At 74.1% G+C, this 15,372-nt stretch carries 11 protein-coding genes; 2 read left to right on the forward strand and 9 right to left on the reverse strand.

Translation table 11 applies throughout. The annotated features are described in order from the left end of the window. Positions 1-71 precede the first annotated feature (71 nt). The 4 genes from ACZ7DE_RS10325 to ACZ7DE_RS10340 form a co-directional block, all read right to left on the reverse strand. Positions 72-2,843: a hypothetical protein gene (locus ACZ7DE_RS10325; RefSeq protein ID WP_470759368.1), complete on the reverse strand. Its 2,772-nt coding sequence runs from the start codon at positions 2,841-2,843 to the stop codon at positions 72-74. 330 nt (positions 2,844-3,173) lie between these two features. Further along, the gene (locus tag ACZ7DE_RS10330; RefSeq protein ID WP_470759370.1) at positions 3,174-3,587 is read right to left on the reverse strand and encodes a Zn-ribbon domain-containing OB-fold protein; all 414 of its coding nucleotides are present in this window, start codon (positions 3,585-3,587) and stop codon (positions 3,174-3,176) included. 173 nt (positions 3,588-3,760) lie between these two features. Continuing rightward, a complete protein-coding gene (locus tag ACZ7DE_RS10335; RefSeq protein ID WP_470760079.1) occupies positions 3,761-4,429 on the reverse strand; it encodes a TetR family transcriptional regulator in 669 nt (222 codons plus the stop codon). 115 nt (positions 4,430-4,544) lie between these two features. Next, positions 4,545-5,393, reverse strand: a complete 849-nt coding sequence (locus tag ACZ7DE_RS10340; protein ID WP_470759372.1) for a bifunctional methylenetetrahydrofolate dehydrogenase/methenyltetrahydrofolate cyclohydrolase — start codon at positions 5,391-5,393, stop codon at positions 4,545-4,547. A gap of 291 nt (positions 5,394-5,684) precedes the next feature. Here ACZ7DE_RS10340 and ACZ7DE_RS10345 point away from each other — a divergent pair, with 291 nt between their 5' ends. After that, positions 5,685-6,512 carry an ATP-grasp domain-containing protein gene (locus tag ACZ7DE_RS10345; RefSeq protein ID WP_470759374.1) on the forward strand — a complete coding sequence of 276 codons (828 nt, stop codon included), beginning with the start codon at positions 5,685-5,687 and terminating at the stop codon, positions 6,510-6,512. Between the two features lie 57 nt (positions 6,513-6,569). Further along, positions 6,570-7,379, forward strand: coding sequence for a peptidoglycan-binding domain-containing protein (locus ACZ7DE_RS10350; RefSeq protein WP_470759375.1), 810 nt, complete (start codon positions 6,570-6,572; stop codon positions 7,377-7,379). A gap of 46 nt (positions 7,380-7,425) precedes the next feature. Here ACZ7DE_RS10350 and ACZ7DE_RS10355 read toward each other — a convergent pair whose 3' ends face one another. From ACZ7DE_RS10355 to ACZ7DE_RS10375, 5 genes are all read right to left on the reverse strand, one after another. Further along, positions 7,426-9,759: a SpoIIE family protein phosphatase gene (locus ACZ7DE_RS10355; protein WP_470760080.1), complete on the reverse strand. Its 2,334-nt coding sequence runs from the start codon at positions 9,757-9,759 to the stop codon at positions 7,426-7,428. A 147-nt stretch (positions 9,760-9,906) separates the two neighbouring features. Then, positions 9,907-10,287 (reverse strand): hypothetical protein, encoded by a 381-nt coding sequence (locus ACZ7DE_RS10360; protein WP_470759377.1) that lies wholly within the window; start codon positions 10,285-10,287, stop codon positions 9,907-9,909. 319 nt (positions 10,288-10,606) lie between these two features. After that, a complete protein-coding gene (locus ACZ7DE_RS10365) occupies positions 10,607-11,530 on the reverse strand; it encodes a MurR/RpiR family transcriptional regulator (protein WP_470759379.1) in 924 nt (307 codons plus the stop codon). Between the two features lie 100 nt (positions 11,531-11,630). Beyond that, positions 11,631-13,292 carry a phospholipid carrier-dependent glycosyltransferase gene (locus tag ACZ7DE_RS10370; RefSeq protein WP_470759381.1) on the reverse strand — a complete coding sequence of 554 codons (1,662 nt, stop codon included), beginning with the start codon at positions 13,290-13,292 and terminating at the stop codon, positions 11,631-11,633. 94 nt (positions 13,293-13,386) lie between these two features. Further along, on the reverse strand, positions 13,387-15,303 hold the full coding sequence (locus tag ACZ7DE_RS10375; RefSeq protein WP_470759383.1) for a phosphatase PAP2 family protein: 1,917 nt from the start codon (positions 15,301-15,303) through the stop codon (positions 13,387-13,389). Positions 15,304-15,372: the final 69 nt, after the last annotated feature.

Below are 15,372 nucleotides of genomic sequence, written 5' to 3' on the forward strand. Positions count from 1 at the left end.
CGCAAGGGGAGGGGGCACGGACCGTCCGGTCCGTGCCCCCTCCCTCACCCGCGGCGCCCGGGCGGGGCGCGTCAGGGTGCGTCCACGACCGTTCCGGTCGCCGTCGGGGTGTCCGGCAGCGGCTCGCCCATGTCGTCCGTCAGAGCCAGACGGGCCGACTCCTCGGGCTCGGCCACCTGGTCCTTCACCGTCGGAATGCCGAACTCGGCGCTCGTGGCCCCGGCCGCGACGTCCACACCGACGTACATCTCCACCTGGGACAGCGGGACCTCCGGGTCGGGCTGCCGACCCGAGACGTCGGCCAGCCACTGCGGGTCCACGTCCTTGGTGGACAGCTCGGCCCCCTCGGTGACCGGCATCAGCGGCAGCGAGAACGACAGGGGTACCTCGGCGGGCTCGGAGAGCGAGATCCGCCAGGTCAGCGGCTCGCCCTCGGTCGCCCGCACGGCGGGCGCCAGGGTCACCCTCGGCGCCGGGTCGTCGTTCTGCGCCGTGACCCCGCCCCGGAAGGAGCCGACGACCGCGCCGCGCACGGCCTTCACGAGCAGGTCCCGCGCCTCGTCGTTGCCGAACAGGGTGTCGCCGTTCACCGCGACCGGTACGTCGATCGGGGTGACTCCGGGCCGGACCGTGAGCACCTTCTCCGTCGGCTCGCCGGTCTGCGGGTCGAGGACGTAGAAGCGGGCCTTGCCGGCGCCGTGTCCGGACACCTGGACCGGGACGCGGTAGGTGCGGGTGCCGGAGTCGCCCTCCTTGACCGTGAGCCGGCCGATGTCGATGCGCGGCAGCGCCGCCGCCTTCACCGCGGGCATGCCGGGCGCCCAGCCCCAGGCGTCCATGAACCATCCCTTCCCCGACGCCGAACGCGGCGTCAGAACAAGGGACTTGACATGCCCGAGGTCGAGTCCGGCGCGGGTGGCGGCGGTCAGCGGCACCCGCAGCTCGCGGGCCCAGTAGGAGGCCGTGCGGGAGGAGCCGGGCAGCCCGTCGGCCGTGACCCGGCCGAGCTCGGCGCGGCGGCCTGCGGTGTCGGTGACGGACACGTCCCAGCGGGTTCCGGTGGTGTTCGGCGGCACGAACACGCGCAGCGCGAGGCTCCTGGCGCCGACCAGGGAGACCGGAACGCGAGAGGTGATCCTCGTCGGCCTGCCCGGCGCGGACCACTGCAGGGCGACCGCGCTCTTTGCGCTGTCCTTCTCCAGGTCCCACCACCCGAAGTGCGGTGACCTTCCCGGGGTGTTCTCGTCCAGACAGGCCTTCGCCGGGTCCGGGTCGGCCCAGCACACCCGGCCGCCGGTCACCTCGACCCCGCCGTCGGGCACGAAGCCGCCCGTGCGCCGGGCGCCGACCGCGTGCGTCAGGACGCGAGCCGGGTCGGCGGAGGGAGCACGCAGCCCCGTGCCGTCGAGCAGCGGGCGGACCCGGTCGTCGCCGCCGACGAACAGCCGTGCCGCGGCGGCGATGTAGGTCGCGCCGGCCCGGTGCTGCTGGTCGGCGGTCAGCCGGGTCGGGGCGCCCGTCGAGCAGACCGGGTCCCGGTCGTCGGGGTCGTCGTAGAAGTCGTCCCAGGCCGGGGCCTCGGCCTGACCGGGGGTCCATTCGCTGTTGAAGTAGTTGTGGTTGGCGCCGACCACGTAGACGGCGCTGTGCAGGGCGGCGCCGCGGCTGACCCCGCGCGTGCCGTCGAGGTACGTCTCGCCCTCGAGGTCGGAGACGTCGCCGTCGCAGCCGGGCAGGATGGTCGCGGACGGGACGTCGGCCACCGGATTCTGGCCGAAGATCGTCGGTCCGACGAGCACGGTGCCGCGGATCTTCCAGCGGACCGGACCCCGGTAGCCGTCCTGGGCGGCGGGCGGCGGGTAGAGGCTGTCCATCGCCGCCCGGTTGACGCCCTCGCCGCCGCGCGAGTGGCCGACGAGCAGGACCTTGGAGAGGTCGGCCCGGGGTGCGTCGCGCACCACGGCCGGAGCGGCGGCCGGGTGCGCCGCCCAGTCGGCCCACCTGGCCAGGTGTCGGCGGACCAGCGACGAGCGGCCCTGGGCTCCGGCGTCCTCGGCCGCCCAGTCCTGGCCGTTGATGCCGTTGGCCGAGATCGAGACGGTGACGTACCCCTGGGACGCCAGCAGACGCTGATCCTCGAGGTAGCCCTTGTGGCTGGGGATCTGCTTCATCCCGGCCGGGCAGGGCCAGTCCCCGGTCACGTCCTCCTCGGCGCCCGGCTTGTAGCAGGTGGAGTGACGGCCGTGCAGGAACAGGGCGAGCGGCCGCTTGCCGGTGGCTCCCTTCGGGGCGACCACGAGGGCCTTCATCTCGACGGGTTCGGCGTAGCCCGGCAGCTTCACGGGCGCCAGGTCGTACTCGCCGGACGTCGTGCGGTAGGAGCCGGGTCTGCCGGGGTCCACGGAGTTCGCCGGGGCCCGGGCCGGGAGCTGACGGGCGGCGAGGGAACGCCGTCCCGCCTCGGGGGAGTCGCCGGCGGGCGCGTCCAGCCGACGTCCGCTCGCGAGTACCCGCAGGTCCTTCAGGGGGGCGGCGCCCGTGTCGTCGAGCGCGAGCCGGAACGTGCGGCCGTCCCGGCCCGGCTCCGGTACGCCGAGCATTCGCTCGCCCGCGTGGAACTCCACCCGGGCGTCGCCGGCGGGCACCGGGCGGGGCGAGCGCCACACCAGCTCACGGTCGGCGCCCTCGCCGCCGATCTGCCACCCCGGCGGCAGTCCGCTGTCGGCGGAGGTGGTCAACGGTCTTGTCTCGGAAGGTTGTCGGGCTTGTGCCAGTCCCGGTGTTCCCGCCAGGGCCGCGAGCGCGGCCACGGCGGTGACACCTATTCGCCGGGCACGGATCAAGGTCCACTCCTCAGCACTCGGAGTGCGGGAGCCCCGTCCGTACCGGGAGCCCCTCGCACCCCGGAGGAAGCGAAACGGGATCTGTGGGTTGCCTGTGACGACGGACTGTGCCCGCGCAGGACAAGAATCCGGACACGGGGAGGCGGGACACGGGGCCCTCGGACGCCGAACTCCTCACGCTCACACGGCAGTCGGCGCCGGCAGGGCGCGAGGACGGCCGCCGTGTCCGGCTGCGGGGTCCGGCGCGGCGGCCAGTCCGGTCAGCACGGGCGCGGCCACGGCCGCCGCGGCGGCGACCAGCCCTCCGGCCCCCGGCGCGGTGGGGCCCGGTCAGTGCCAGGCGCGGTACGGCTCGTCGAGGAGCTGGAAGACGGGCTCGCCCCGCACCGGGTCCTTGACGGTGGACAGGCGGACGCGGTCGCCGCTGTGGATGCCGATGAGCGGGCCCATGACCCGGCCGCGCACGACGAATCCCTCGGCCATCTCGACGAGGGACACATTGCGCGCGGCGGGGGTGTTGCGGTTGACCACGGTGGCGTGACGCACCGTGCCGGTGCCCTCGCTGCGCTCCGTGCGCAGGTCGCTGCCCTGGCAGACCGGACACAGGAGCCGGTGGTACATCGCGGTGCCGCACCAGGTGCAACGCTGGAAGAGGATCGTGTCGCCGTCGGCGGTCGCGCGGTCGAGGAGGCCCGCCGCGGAGCCGGCGGCCTGCTGGACGACGTTTCCTGAGTGGTGGTACACGCGGGTCAACTCCCTGCACTCGGCCGGAATCCACGTGCGCGGCTCACCCGTGCACGCACGTGCCCGGTTCACCGTGCCACCGTGCACGCCCACAGAGTATGGCACTCAGTGCCACGCGTAAAGGCACTGCGTACCCCTAAATGTGGAGGAGGATTCAGGGGCGAATCACGTGGTCAGTCGCGCCCGAGGGTCGTCTCGAGCTCCTGCACCACGCGCCACAGGGGCGCCCCGCGCCGGGAGACGACCACGACGACGTCCTCCGGCCGCTCGACCAGGGGCGGCGGCGGGGCCGAGCCGAACGCGGACTGCACGTAGCCCAGCGCGTGGTCCACGGTCGCGGTCGCCTCGCCCTGTCCGTCCGAACGCAGCCAGGAGCGCAGCGCGTTGTTGTGGGCGGCGACCACCGCGGCCGCGATCACGTCGGCGTGGAGGTCGCCGTCGGGGCGGCCGGTGAAGCGGCCCCGCAGGTACTCGGCGAGGGCGCGCTCGTAGCGCCAGACCACCGACAGCTCGTACGCGCGCAGCCCGGGCACCTGCTTGGTGAGCCGGTAGCGCTGCACGGAGAAGGAGGGGTTCTCCGCGTACATCAGCAGGACCAGCCGGGCGGCGTCGCAGACGCGCCGCACCGGCTCGTGCTCCGCCGCGCTCGCGGCGAGGAACGCGGTCATGTCGGCCAGGCACCGCTCGTGGTCGGGGAAGACCACGTCCTCCTTGGACGGGAAGTAGCGGAAGAACGACCGCCGGCCCACCCCCGCGAGCGCCACGATGTCGTCGACGGTGGTCTGTTCGTAGCCCCGCTCGAGGAACAGCCGGAAGGCCGCCGCGACCAGGGCGTCCCGCATGGGCGGCTTGGCCTCCGCCTTGTCAGTGGCGCTCATGGACGGAACGTAACACCTGAGCGGCGCCGTGGCACTCAGTTCCCTCCGAAGGGGACCGAGTGCCCAACGGGGCGCGGCGTCACATCCGCTCGGCCGCCTCCACGACGTTGGTCAGCAGCATCGCCCGCGTCATCGGCCCGACCCCGCCGATCGGCGGCGCGAAGGACCCGGCGACATCGCTCACGTCCGGGTGCACGTCGCCGAGGATGCCCTCGACCGTGCGCGTCAGACCCACGGACAGCACCGTCGCGCCCGGCTTGATCCAGTCGGGCCTGACCAGGTGCGCCACTCCGGCCGCGGCCACCACCACGTCCGCCTCCCGGGCGTGCGCGGCCGTGTCCTGGGTGGCTTCGTGGCACAGGGTGACCGTGGCGTGCTCGGTGCTGCGGGTCAGCATCAGCCCGAGCGGCCGGCCCACGGTGACGCCGCAGCCGATGACGCAGAACTGCTGCCCCGTGATCTCCACGTGGTTGCGACGCAGCAGGTCGATGATGCCGCGCGGGGTGCAGGGCAGCGGCCCGGGGATGCCCAGCACCAGGCGGCCCAGGTTCGTCGGGTGCAGACCGTCGGCGTCCTTGACCGGGTCGATCAGCTCCAGCACGGCGTGGGTGTCGATGTGGGCGGGCAGCGGGAGCTGCACGATGAAGCCGGTGCACGCGGGGTCGGCGTTCAGGCGCAGCACGGCGGCCTCGACGTCGGCCTGGGAGGCGTCGGCGGGCAGTTCGACCCGGATCGAGGCGATGCCGACCTGCGCGCAGTCGCGGTGCTTGCCGCCGACGTAGGAACGGCTGCCCGCGTCGTCGCCGACCAGGATCGTGCCCAGCCCCGGGGTGATGCCGCGCTCCTTCAACGCCTGTACGCGGAGGGCGAGTTCGCTCTTGATGTCGGCCGCGGCGGCCTTGCCGTCGAGAAGTGTTGCGGTGGTCACGGGAGTCGACGAGCCCTTCGGGAGAAGACGACGGTCCTTTCATCGTACGACCCGCCCGACCACCCCGGCCCACGAGTCCCGTCGGCCCGGGCCGACGCGTCCGCCCCGGCCGCCCGGCGCTGTCGCCCCCCGGCCGTCCCCGCCCGCAAGTCCCACTCACCTCAGCCTCGACCTGGCCCGCCTCACGTCGTCCCCGCCCCTGCCGTCCCGTCTGCCCGTCCCCGCCCCCGAAGGGCGGCCTCGTCTGGCGTAACCTTTCCGCACCGCTTCGCAGCCCACCGGGAGACCCGCATGTCCGCCGCACGCCCCCGTCTCCTCTACGTCACCGACCTGGCATATCCGGCGCGTGGGCGCCGCTACGGCGACGAGGACGTGCTCCTCTCCTCCCGGCTGCGCGCGGAGTTCGACCTGGCGCTGTGCCACCCGCTGGACGCGACCGCGCTGATGGACGCCTTCGACGGCGTCGTCGTCCGCAACAGCGGTCCGGTCCTCGGGTACCGGAAGGAGTACGACGCCTTCCGGGAGCGGGCGCTCCGCGACGGCGTGCGCGTCTACAACCCGCTCACCGGCCGCGCCGACATGCTCGGCAAGCAGTACCTCCTCGACCTGAGCGCCGAGGGCTTCCCGGTGATCCCCACCGTCGGCCGCCCCGAGGACCTGCATCTGCTGCCCGCGGCCGAGCGGTACGTCGTCAAGCCCAGGCTCGGCGCCGACTCCCTGGGCCTGCGCGTCGTCGGCCCCGACGCCCTCCCCGGTCTGGCCGACGGCTCCACGCTCGTCCAGCCGTGCGTCGACTTCGCCTACGAGGTCTCCTTCGTCTTCGTCGACCACGACTTCCAGTACGCCCTGTACGCCCCGCACCCGGACCGCCGCTGGCAGCTCGAACCGTACGCGCCCACCGTGCGCGACCTGGAGTTCGCCCGTCGCTTCATCGACTGGAACGACCTCGCGCACGGCATCCAGCGCGTCGACGCCTGCCGTGCCCCCGACGGCGAACTGCTGCTGGTGGAGCTGGAGGACCTCAACCCGTACCTGTCCCTGGACGCCCTCGACGACGCCGGGCGGGACGCCTTCGTCGCCGCCGTGATCCGCTCGCTGCGCCGCTTCCTCGACGGGTGAACCCCGCCGCCCGCACGCCCGTATCTCCCTTGGGGGACCAACGGGAGGGAGACGAGCGTGCCGACACCGGAGGAACCCGGACAGCCGCACGAACGCCCGGTCCTGGAACCCATCCGGGTCCTGCGACCGCGCAACACCGACGCCCTCGCGGAGCTGTTCCGCGAGATGACCGAACTGACCCATGACGCCGGCGCCTACGAGGCGATCCCGCTGCCGCCCGAGCCGGTCGCGGTCGAGGGGGAGACCGAGGAGCTTCCGCCGGTGGGTCCCCGCACGGCGACCCTGGCGACGCCGCGCGGCGGCCGGGACTGGGCGAGCGAGCGCGGCGGCCCCCGGCCGCTGCCCGGCGGCGACGGGCGCCACGGCAGCGGAAGACGTGCGGTGGGGCGGCGCCCCGTGCCCGCGCCGACGCCGGACGGCACGCGGGCCCGCGCCCGGGCCCGCGACGACTCCGGTGCGGGCCTGCGTCGCGGCGCCATCGCGGTGGGCGTGTGCGCGGCGGCCCTCGTCGGCTTCGCCTGCGCGCTCCTGCTGCCGGGCCGGGGCGGCGAGGCCGCGGCACAGACGGCCCCGGCGACGCCGCCCGCCGCGCCGCCCGCCTCCGCGAGCGCCTCGGCCGACCCGGACGGAGCCGGCACCCTGCGTGAGGGGGACAGCGGACCCGAGGTGACCGATCTCCAGCAGCGGCTGCTGCGCATCCCGAACGTGTACGAGGGCGGCTCCACCGACGGCCGTTACGACACCGTCCTCACCGAGGCCGTGGCCCGTTTCCAGCTCTGGTACGGCATCCGGGGCGACGAGACCGGCGTCTACGGCGACGACACCCGCCGTGATCTGGAGTCCCGCACCGCCTCGGGCGCCGGATGACCGCGGAGGCCCGGCGCACGGGAGGCCCCGCGGCGCGTGGGCGCCGCTAGCGCTCGCCGTCGAAGGGGACCTGGATGTCGCAGACGCAGACGTCGTCGCGGCCCTCGGGGTCCAGCAGCGCGCCGAGCAGCCGCTCCAGCGGGGCCGGGCCCGCCCCGTCGCGCAGCGCGGCGACCCCGGCGAGCCGTTCCAGGCCCCGGTCGATGCTCTCGGCAGGCCGTTCGACCAGACCGTCGGTGTAGAGGAGCAGACGGTCGCCGGGTTCCAGGTCGACCTGCGCCTCCTCGTAGCGGGGCGTGTCGGTCGCGCCGAGCAGCATCCCGTAGGGGCGGTCGAGGTAGCGCGCCCGGCCGCCGCGCACCAGCAGCGGCGGTGGATGCCCGGCCTGCGCCCACACCAGCCGGTGCTCGCGCCGGCTGTAGCGGGCCAGGACCATGGTCGCCGAGCCGTGCGGGTCGCGGGAGTGCAGCAGCAGGGCGTTGAGCCGGGAGAGTGCGCCGGTCAGCGAGGAGCCCGTGATGATCATGCCCTTGGCGGTGAAGCGCAGCAGGGCCATCGCGGCGACGGCGCCCATGCCGTGCCCGGCCACGTCGCCCACCACGAACAGTGCGTCGCCGTCGGGCAGTTCGATGGCGCTGAACCAGTCGCCGCCGACGTTGAGGCCGGCCTGCGCGGGCAGATAGGCGATGTCCACCCGCAGTCCGGCCAGCTCGACGGGCTGCTTCGGCAGGGGCAGCAGCGCGTCCTGCAGCCGTGCGGCGACGGTGCGTTCGGCCTGGAGCACCCCGTGCTGGGTGAGCATCGCCCGCTCGCTGGCGACGAGGGCGAGTTCGGCGCTGCGCTGCGCGGTGAGGTCCTGGACGAAGCCGTGCACCTCGACGGGCTCGCCGTGCGCGTCCGGCACGGCCTCGGCGACCATCCGCAGATGCCGGACGCCCTCACGGGTGACGATGCGGAACGGCACGTCGCAGGGCCGCCCGTGGCGCACCAGCTCGCCGACGGCGCGGGCCAGCACCGGCACGTCCTCGGGCAGGCCGAGGCGGGGGAGGCCGTGCAGCGGGACGACGCCCCGGGCGGGATCGCGCTCGAAGATGGCGAACACCTGGGAGGACCAGTTCGCCTCGCCGGTGACCAGGTTCCACGTCGCCCAGCCGAGCTTGCCCAGCCGTTGGACGTCCGCCAGCCGCTGTTCCTGCCGGTCGGAGGGGTCGTGGCGGACCCAGCTGACGACCAGGCCGTCGCCCAGTCGCGTCGCGCGCGCCGTGTACGTGGCCAGTTCGCTGAACCCGGCCACCAGCTGATGGCGGGCGAACGGCTCGCTCTCGTAGGGCTCTTCGCCGCTCAGCGCCCGCAGGAGCCCGCGCCACAGCGGCTCTTCGGCGATCTCCGGCCAGCACTCCAGGAAGCGCAGGCCGACCAGGTCACGTCCGCTGCGGCCGAGGGCGTCGGAGGCCATGCCGGTCGCGGCGTCGACGCGGAAGTCCTCCACGTGCCCCGCCCCGGAGCCCAGCGGGGCGAGCAGCACGGCGGCGACCGGCAGCCGGTCGAACACCGTCTGCACGGCGTCGGCGGCGGCCCCGGGGGTGGTCGTCCTGCGGGTGCCGAAGACGCGCAGCGGGCCCGTGCACAGCTGGGCGACGGCCAGCAGGTGTTCCCGGATCCGGGGGGTGAAGGCGCCCTCGCGCCGGCACAGGACCCCCAGCGCGACGTCGGCCGGCTCGGCGGTCGTCAACGGCAGCCAGGCTCGCGACTGCCAGCGCTGCGGCGGATCCCCGATCAGCAGGTAGTGCTCGGCGTCCTTCTCCGGGGTCTCCAGCCAGCGCGGCTGGTCGGCGCGCAGGGCGTCCAGCGCGGCGATCCCGCTCATCGGGGGCACCCGGCTCCACTGGTCGGCCAGGGTGTCGTCGATGCCGGCGTGGCCGAGGAGGGTCAGTCCGCCGCCGGGTGTGCGTGCGTAGATCATGACGGCGTCGGCGCCCATGTCCGCGGCGAGCTGGTCCAGCAGCAGGCGGGCCAGGTCGTGCGGGGTGCCGACCCGGACCAGGGCCCGGCTCAGACGGCCCAGGGCGGCGGCGTCGATCTCGTCGGCGAGGGAGGCCGGCACGGTGTCCGGCCCGGTGGCGCCGGTGGGAGCGGGCGGCGGTTCGTCGTGGGGTGCGGAGGCGAGGGCGCCGAGGGTGATCCAGCACTCCTCCAGCAGCGTCCGCCGCCCGGACGCCGCCCGCTGCTGCAGCTCCTCCTGCGCGGCCTCCGGCGAGCAGCCGCGCTGCGCCATCAGCGCACCCTTGGCCCGCTCCAGCACGGCCGAGGTGGCCGCCAGCTCCTGCAGTCGGTCCATCTCCGCGCGCTGTCGTGCCACCACCCGGGTCAGCGCGGCCATGTCGGGCACCCCGCCGGACTCCGCGGGCAGGGCGGGTTCGCTCGTCACGCCTTGAGCATGGCACACGGACGTGGATTCGATCGGGGTCTTGCGACAACGCCCCCGCCAGGAGCGATGCGCCCCCGGCGGTGGACCGGACCCCGTGTCTCAGCGCCCTGCGTTCTGCTCCGCCAGCGCCTGGGAGACAGCGCGGACGCTGCGGGCGATGTGCTGCAACTGCATCACCTCGGCCGCGTACATCTTGATGGTGTGTTCGATGACCGACTCCTGCAGTCCGAGCCGGGGCAGGTCGGCGCGGGCGGTCTGCAGGGCGGTGCGGGCCACCCGGACCTCGTTCTGGACCTGGATCTGCGCATGGCGGGCGAGCAGTACCGGATGGCGCAGCAGAGCGGGGTAGCTCGCGTAGCGCGCGGGCACCAGTTCGCGCAGCCACTTGGCGGCCGAACGCTCCCAGTCGTAGCTGCCGGGAGTCTTGACCTGGCACGGCCAGTCCGGGCTGATGCGCGTCGTCGTCAGGGTCATGATCATCGCTTCCGGGTGTGTGGCGTCGTGACGGTGGTCCGACGGTTCGGGGCGGCCCCGGTCTAGGGGATGACCGGGGCCGCCACGGGCGCTCGCGCAAGCGATGCCCCGAACACCCTGGGCGCCGACGTGGGTAGGGACGGCGGCTTTCGGGTGCCCGTACAGGAGCCCTTCGCGGGCGGGTGCGGCCGTGAGCAGTATTTATATATGCCGTCGCCTTTGCAAGACGTATGAAAACATTCATGCGCGAAATGCCCGCAGTGATCCCTTTGGTCTTTTTCGTCGAGGGGGTGGGGGAGGAGAGGGCGGGCGAGGGTTCGGCCGGTCATTCCCTGAGGAAGAACTGGTGCTGCTCGGCGATCTGCTCGTATTCCTCCAGTCGCGCCTGGGTGCGCTCGGGGCCCGCGTCCGTCATGGCCTGCAGCAGCGCCGCGGCCATCACGCCGGGAGCCGCGTAGGAGTCGAAGACCAGCCGGGACCCGGTGCCCGAGGCGAAGGTGACGTCGGCCTCGTCGGCCACCGGCCCCAGCGCCAGGTCGGTGATCAGCGCGACCTTCAGACCGGCGCTGCGCGCGACCCGCACGGCGGTCAGCGTCTCCTGCGCGTGCCGGGGCATCGAGAACGCCAGCACCCAGGTCCCGCCCGCCTCCCGGGACTGCAGCAGCGCGTCGTAGGCGACGCTCCCGCCCCGGGTCACCAGCCGGACGTCCGGGTGGACCCGGCGGGCGGCGTAGGCGAAGTACTCGGCGAGCGAGGCGGAGATGCGCAGCCCCAGGACGGTCAGCGGGGCCGACTGGGAGAGCCGCCGCCCGATGTCGATGACATGGTCCGGGTCGGCGAAGTCGCGCCGCAGGTTCTCCAGGTTCTCGATCTCCGCGTCGACGGCCGCCTGCAGTTCGTTGCTGCGGTTCACCTCCGCCGCCGCCGGGCCGCCGGCCAGGGCGCCCAGCGCGATGGACTGGAGCTTCTCCCGCAGGGCGGGATACCCGCTGAAGCCCACCGCCGCGGCGAACCGGGTCACCGAGGGCTGGCTGACGCCGACCCGGTCCGCGAGGTCGGTGATCGACAGGAACGCCGCCTCGGTGATGTGCTCGATCAGATACTGGGCGATGCGCCGTTGCCCCGGGGACAGCTGGGGCCCGTCGAAGAGCGCCCTGAGCCGTGAGGTCGGCGACGCCTCCGTCTCCGGCCCGGTCCTGCCCGAGGTGATCGCGGATGCCTGTGCGCGTGCCTGCTGCGGCGATGGCACCGGTGCGCCTCCTTTGTCTTCCACGAAGCTCAACATAGCTCAGGGACCGGGCCGGACAGGGCGGGCGCGGACACCCCTCGACACCCCCGGTGATCGTGGCTTACCGCCGGTACAGGGTGATCGAGTGCCCGACCTCGTCGACCGGCCGGCTGGAGCGCAGCAGCGCCGCCAGTCGGCCCGTCGCCTTGGCCGCGGCGGAGTCCGACACGACCAGCAGTCCGTGCACCTTCCGCGCGGGCACCCGCCGTGGATCGCGGGCCTCGATGCCGTAGTAGGCGGGCACCCCGCTGCCCTTGTAGACGAGCCACACCGGTTCGCCCGGGTACCGGCCGTGCAGCCGGTCCGCCAGTCGTCCCAGGTCCTGGCCCCAGTCCACGTTCGAGTCGTGCAGCCGCAGATGCGTCTTCGCCGTCCCGCCGAAGGCCTCGTTGGAGTAGGGCAGGTAGTAGGGGAACGTCCGCAGCGAGCTGACGGCGACGAACGCGACCAGCACCGCCGCGATCACCGGCGTCTTCCGCCGCCGCCGCGCGGCCGGCAGACAGCCCGCGGCCACCGCGAGGAACATCGGCAGGAAGACGGCGTACCGGGTGCCCAGGTCCCGGGCCCCGGTCATGGCGGAGGCCAGCAGAACGGCGGCCGGGACGAGCACGTAGGGCGCCGCGGGCCGCAGCCGGGGCGCGACGAGCAGCGCGACCGTCCCGGCCGCCCACAGGGCGAGCATCCCCAGCGGGGTCTTCACGACCAGTGCGACCGGCAGGTAGTACCACCGCGCCCCGGCGTACTCGTGCCCGAACAGGAAGCCCTGCCAGTCCTGGTTCTCCAGGCCGAACTGGATCCGCATGCCGTCCCGGTACGCCTCCGGGAAGGGCAGCGCCCGGACGAGGAGCCCGCGCAGACCGTGCACCACGGGCACGTGCACCGACCGCGGGTCCCAGCGCAGCCGCGGATCCACCACGAGATACGCCGCCCAGACGACGGTGACCGCGACCACCGCCACCACCCCCGCCCCCAGCAGGGCCTTCCGCACCTGTCGGGGACGCCGCGACCACACCGACAGCGCCGCCAGCCCCATCACCACGGGGACCGCGGGCAGCGTGCTCATCCGGGTGGCGAGCGCCGCGCCCAGCGCGGCCCCGGCCAACGGCAGGTACAGACGCGGCGCTTGCCGGCGAGCCCGCCACAGCAGCCACGCCGACGTCAGCACGAAGCCCGCCGCGGACACGTCCAGTGTCGCCAGCGAGCCGTGCGCGACGAGGTCGGGGCACAGGGCGTACAGGGCGAGCGCCGTCAGCGCGGGTCCGGGGCCGGCCAGGTCACGCGCGAACGCGAACACCACCAGGCCGAACAGCAGGGTCAGCGCGATCACCGGCAGCCTGGCCCACAGCATCAGCCGCCAGGGGTCGTTGCCGGAGCCGTACAGCAGATGCCGGCCCGCGTCCTCCTGGGCGCCCGCGAACGGGGCGTCGACGTGCGGGTGGGCGAAGGCCACGCCGACGGCGATCACCAGCTTGCCCAGCGGCGGGTGCTCCGGGTTGTGGCGCACGCGGTGCTCGTGCAGGTACTCGGCCGCCGTGGCGACGTACACCGGCTCGTCGATGGTCGGGGTCTGCTGCACCGCGGCGGTGACCATCGCGACGGCCATCTGGACGAGCAGGACGACCGCCAGGAGCGGCACGAGCAGGCGTCGGCGGGCCGGCGGGGCGGGCCGCGCCGCCCCCGCGGCAGGGGTGTTCTCCAGGACCGGGTCCGGTTCGCGCGCCATCGTCCACCCCGCGGTCACACCGTCGGGCGGCGGCGGGAGCGATCCGCACGGGCCGCCCGGGCCCGCTGCGCACCGGCTCCCGCCACGCGGGGCGTTACCGCTTCAGGAGTCGTACCGACAGACCGTCTGCCGTGTACACGGGTACGGCCCGCAGGCGGTCGGAGTTCAGCGCGACACGGTCGAACCGACCGCGCAGCGACGAGGCGTCGATCACCGGGACGACCGTCCCCGCGGCCGGCGGCCGCTCGGCGTCGAGGCGCAGCGACAGCACCGAGCCCCGCCCGAGCCGGACCCGCCCGGACACCGTGAGGGCGGGCCCGTGGTGTGCGCGCAGCGTCAGATCCAGCGCCGCGCCGGAGCCCTGGGTCCACGCGCCGCGCACCCGCACCGGCGCGCCCGCGCGCAGCGTTCCGCCGGTCAGCCGCACATCGCCCTGGCCGAGGGCGTTCGCGTGCCCGGCGACGACCACGCCCTGCTCCACCACGGTGCCGCCGCGGTAGCGGTTGTGGCCGGTCAGGGTGAGCGTGCCGGAGCCGCGCTTGGTCAGGCCGCCCGCGCCGTCGATGTCGTTGCGCCAGGCGTCGGCCGCGTGGAAGCCGTGCTTCGTCGCGTCCAGGGTGACCGTGACGTCGCAGTCGAAGGCGCCGTAACCGTCCGCCGCCGCGAACAGGTTGAGCCGGCCCCACTGCTCGAAGCCGTCCAGCAGCACGTACCCGGACGGCAGCGCGGTCGTGCGCAGCACCTCACGGCGCTGGGCCGCGGTCAGGTACGGCTGCCGGGTCTCCAGCAGCACCTCGGCGCCCTTGGGCACGGTCAGGGGCTCCTCGCGCCCCTGCCGGGTGAGGACGTACGTCAGCCGCGGCGCGACGGCGCGGGCGTTGGCCTCCCGGTCGGCGTACCTGTCGGAGGCGTCGGAGTGCGCGTGGGCGAACAGGGTGTCGGCGGTCGTGCCGGTCTTCTCGGTGAAGTAGGCCAGAGCCTGGGCCCGGGCGGCCGCCTTGAGCTCGGCGTTGGCCGGGTCGGCGAGCGTGGCGGCGGCGAGCGCGGTGGCCATGACGCGGCCGCCGATGACGTCGACGGTGGAGTGCATGCCGGAGACGATCCGGGTGTGGCTGAGTTCCAGCGCGCGGGTCACCAGCTCCTGGAACCGCTCGGGGACGGCGTACGCGTACGCCAGCGAGGCCAGGTGGAAGGCGTTGGTGTGGCCGCTCGGGAAGCCGCCGTCGTCCGTGGGGGAGGTGCTGCGCTGGCGCAGCAGCTGCGGGACGACGACGACCCCGGAGTCGTAGACCGGGTAGCCGAGCGCGTCGGTCCTGCCGGTGTCGACGACCTGGCTGTCCTCGTTCATGCGCCACGGCCGCGGGTACTGGAAGGCGTACTTGCCCGGGTTGCCCGAGGCGTACGGGCCGCGCACGGTGTCCACCAGCCTGGCGACCTGGCCGAGGTCGGAGTCGTACGAGCCGGCGCCGAGCGCGGAGCCGGCGGGCGCGCCGACGGGCACGGCGTCGTCGATCTTGGTGGCGGGCGTGGTGTCCGGCGCGCTCGTGATCGAGGTGACCGCCTTGGCGCCGGCCCGGTACAGGTCCGCCAGGGGGCCCAGGCCCCCGATCATCGCGTAGCTCTGGTGCTGGCGGTCGTAGACGAACGCCTCCTTGCCCTGCGCCTCCGTGCGCGCCCGGGTGACCGCGGCGCAGTAGCGCATGTTCGCGCGGAGCGTCTCCGGCCGCAGCGGGGCGCCGGTGTTCCAGGCCGAGCCGGTCTTCCACACGTGGGCGAACCCCCCGAGCACCCGCACCACGGCGTTGGTCTCGGGTGTGAGGTTGGCCAGGACGTTCGTCTTGTAGTCGTCGACGAACGGGAGCGCCGCGGTGGCGGCCTTGGCGTCGGCGGCGCCCAGCCACGAGACCAGCGTCGGGGCGGCGACCAGGGCCGCCGACCCTCCGAACGACGCCTTCAGAAAGCGCCTGCGGTTCACTGCCGAGGGGGAGGAGAGCCCGGCGGATGACGGCATGGGTGTGCCTCTCATGAGTTCTTCGGCCGTGGGGCCAGAGGGAAGAGGTGCGAACATGTGCGGCTCGTG

The sequence above is a fragment of the Streptomyces sp. NPDC037083 genome, assembly GCF_055606485.1.

Coding starts and splice junctions, on each gene's coding strand:
- ACZ7DE_RS10335 (WP_470760079.1), bottom strand. CDS start 4,429: ATGCGGGACGCCCTGGTCGCGGCGGCCTTCCGGCTGTTCCTCGAGCGG.
- ACZ7DE_RS10345 (WP_470759374.1), top strand. CDS start 5,685: ATGTCCGCCGCACGCCCCCGTCTCCTCTACGTCACCGACCTGGCATAT.
- ACZ7DE_RS10355 (WP_470760080.1), bottom strand. CDS start 9,759: ATGGCCGCGCTGACCCGGGTGGTGGCACGACAGCGCGCGGAGATGGAC.
- ACZ7DE_RS10360 (WP_470759377.1), bottom strand. CDS start 10,287: ATGATCATGACCCTGACGACGACGCGCATCAGCCCGGACTGGCCGTGC.
- ACZ7DE_RS10370 (WP_470759381.1), bottom strand. CDS start 13,292: ATGGCGCGCGAACCGGACCCGGTCCTGGAGAACACCCCTGCCGCGGGG.
- ACZ7DE_RS10375 (WP_470759383.1), bottom strand. CDS start 15,303: ATGCCGTCATCCGCCGGGCTCTCCTCCCCCTCGGCAGTGAACCGCAGG.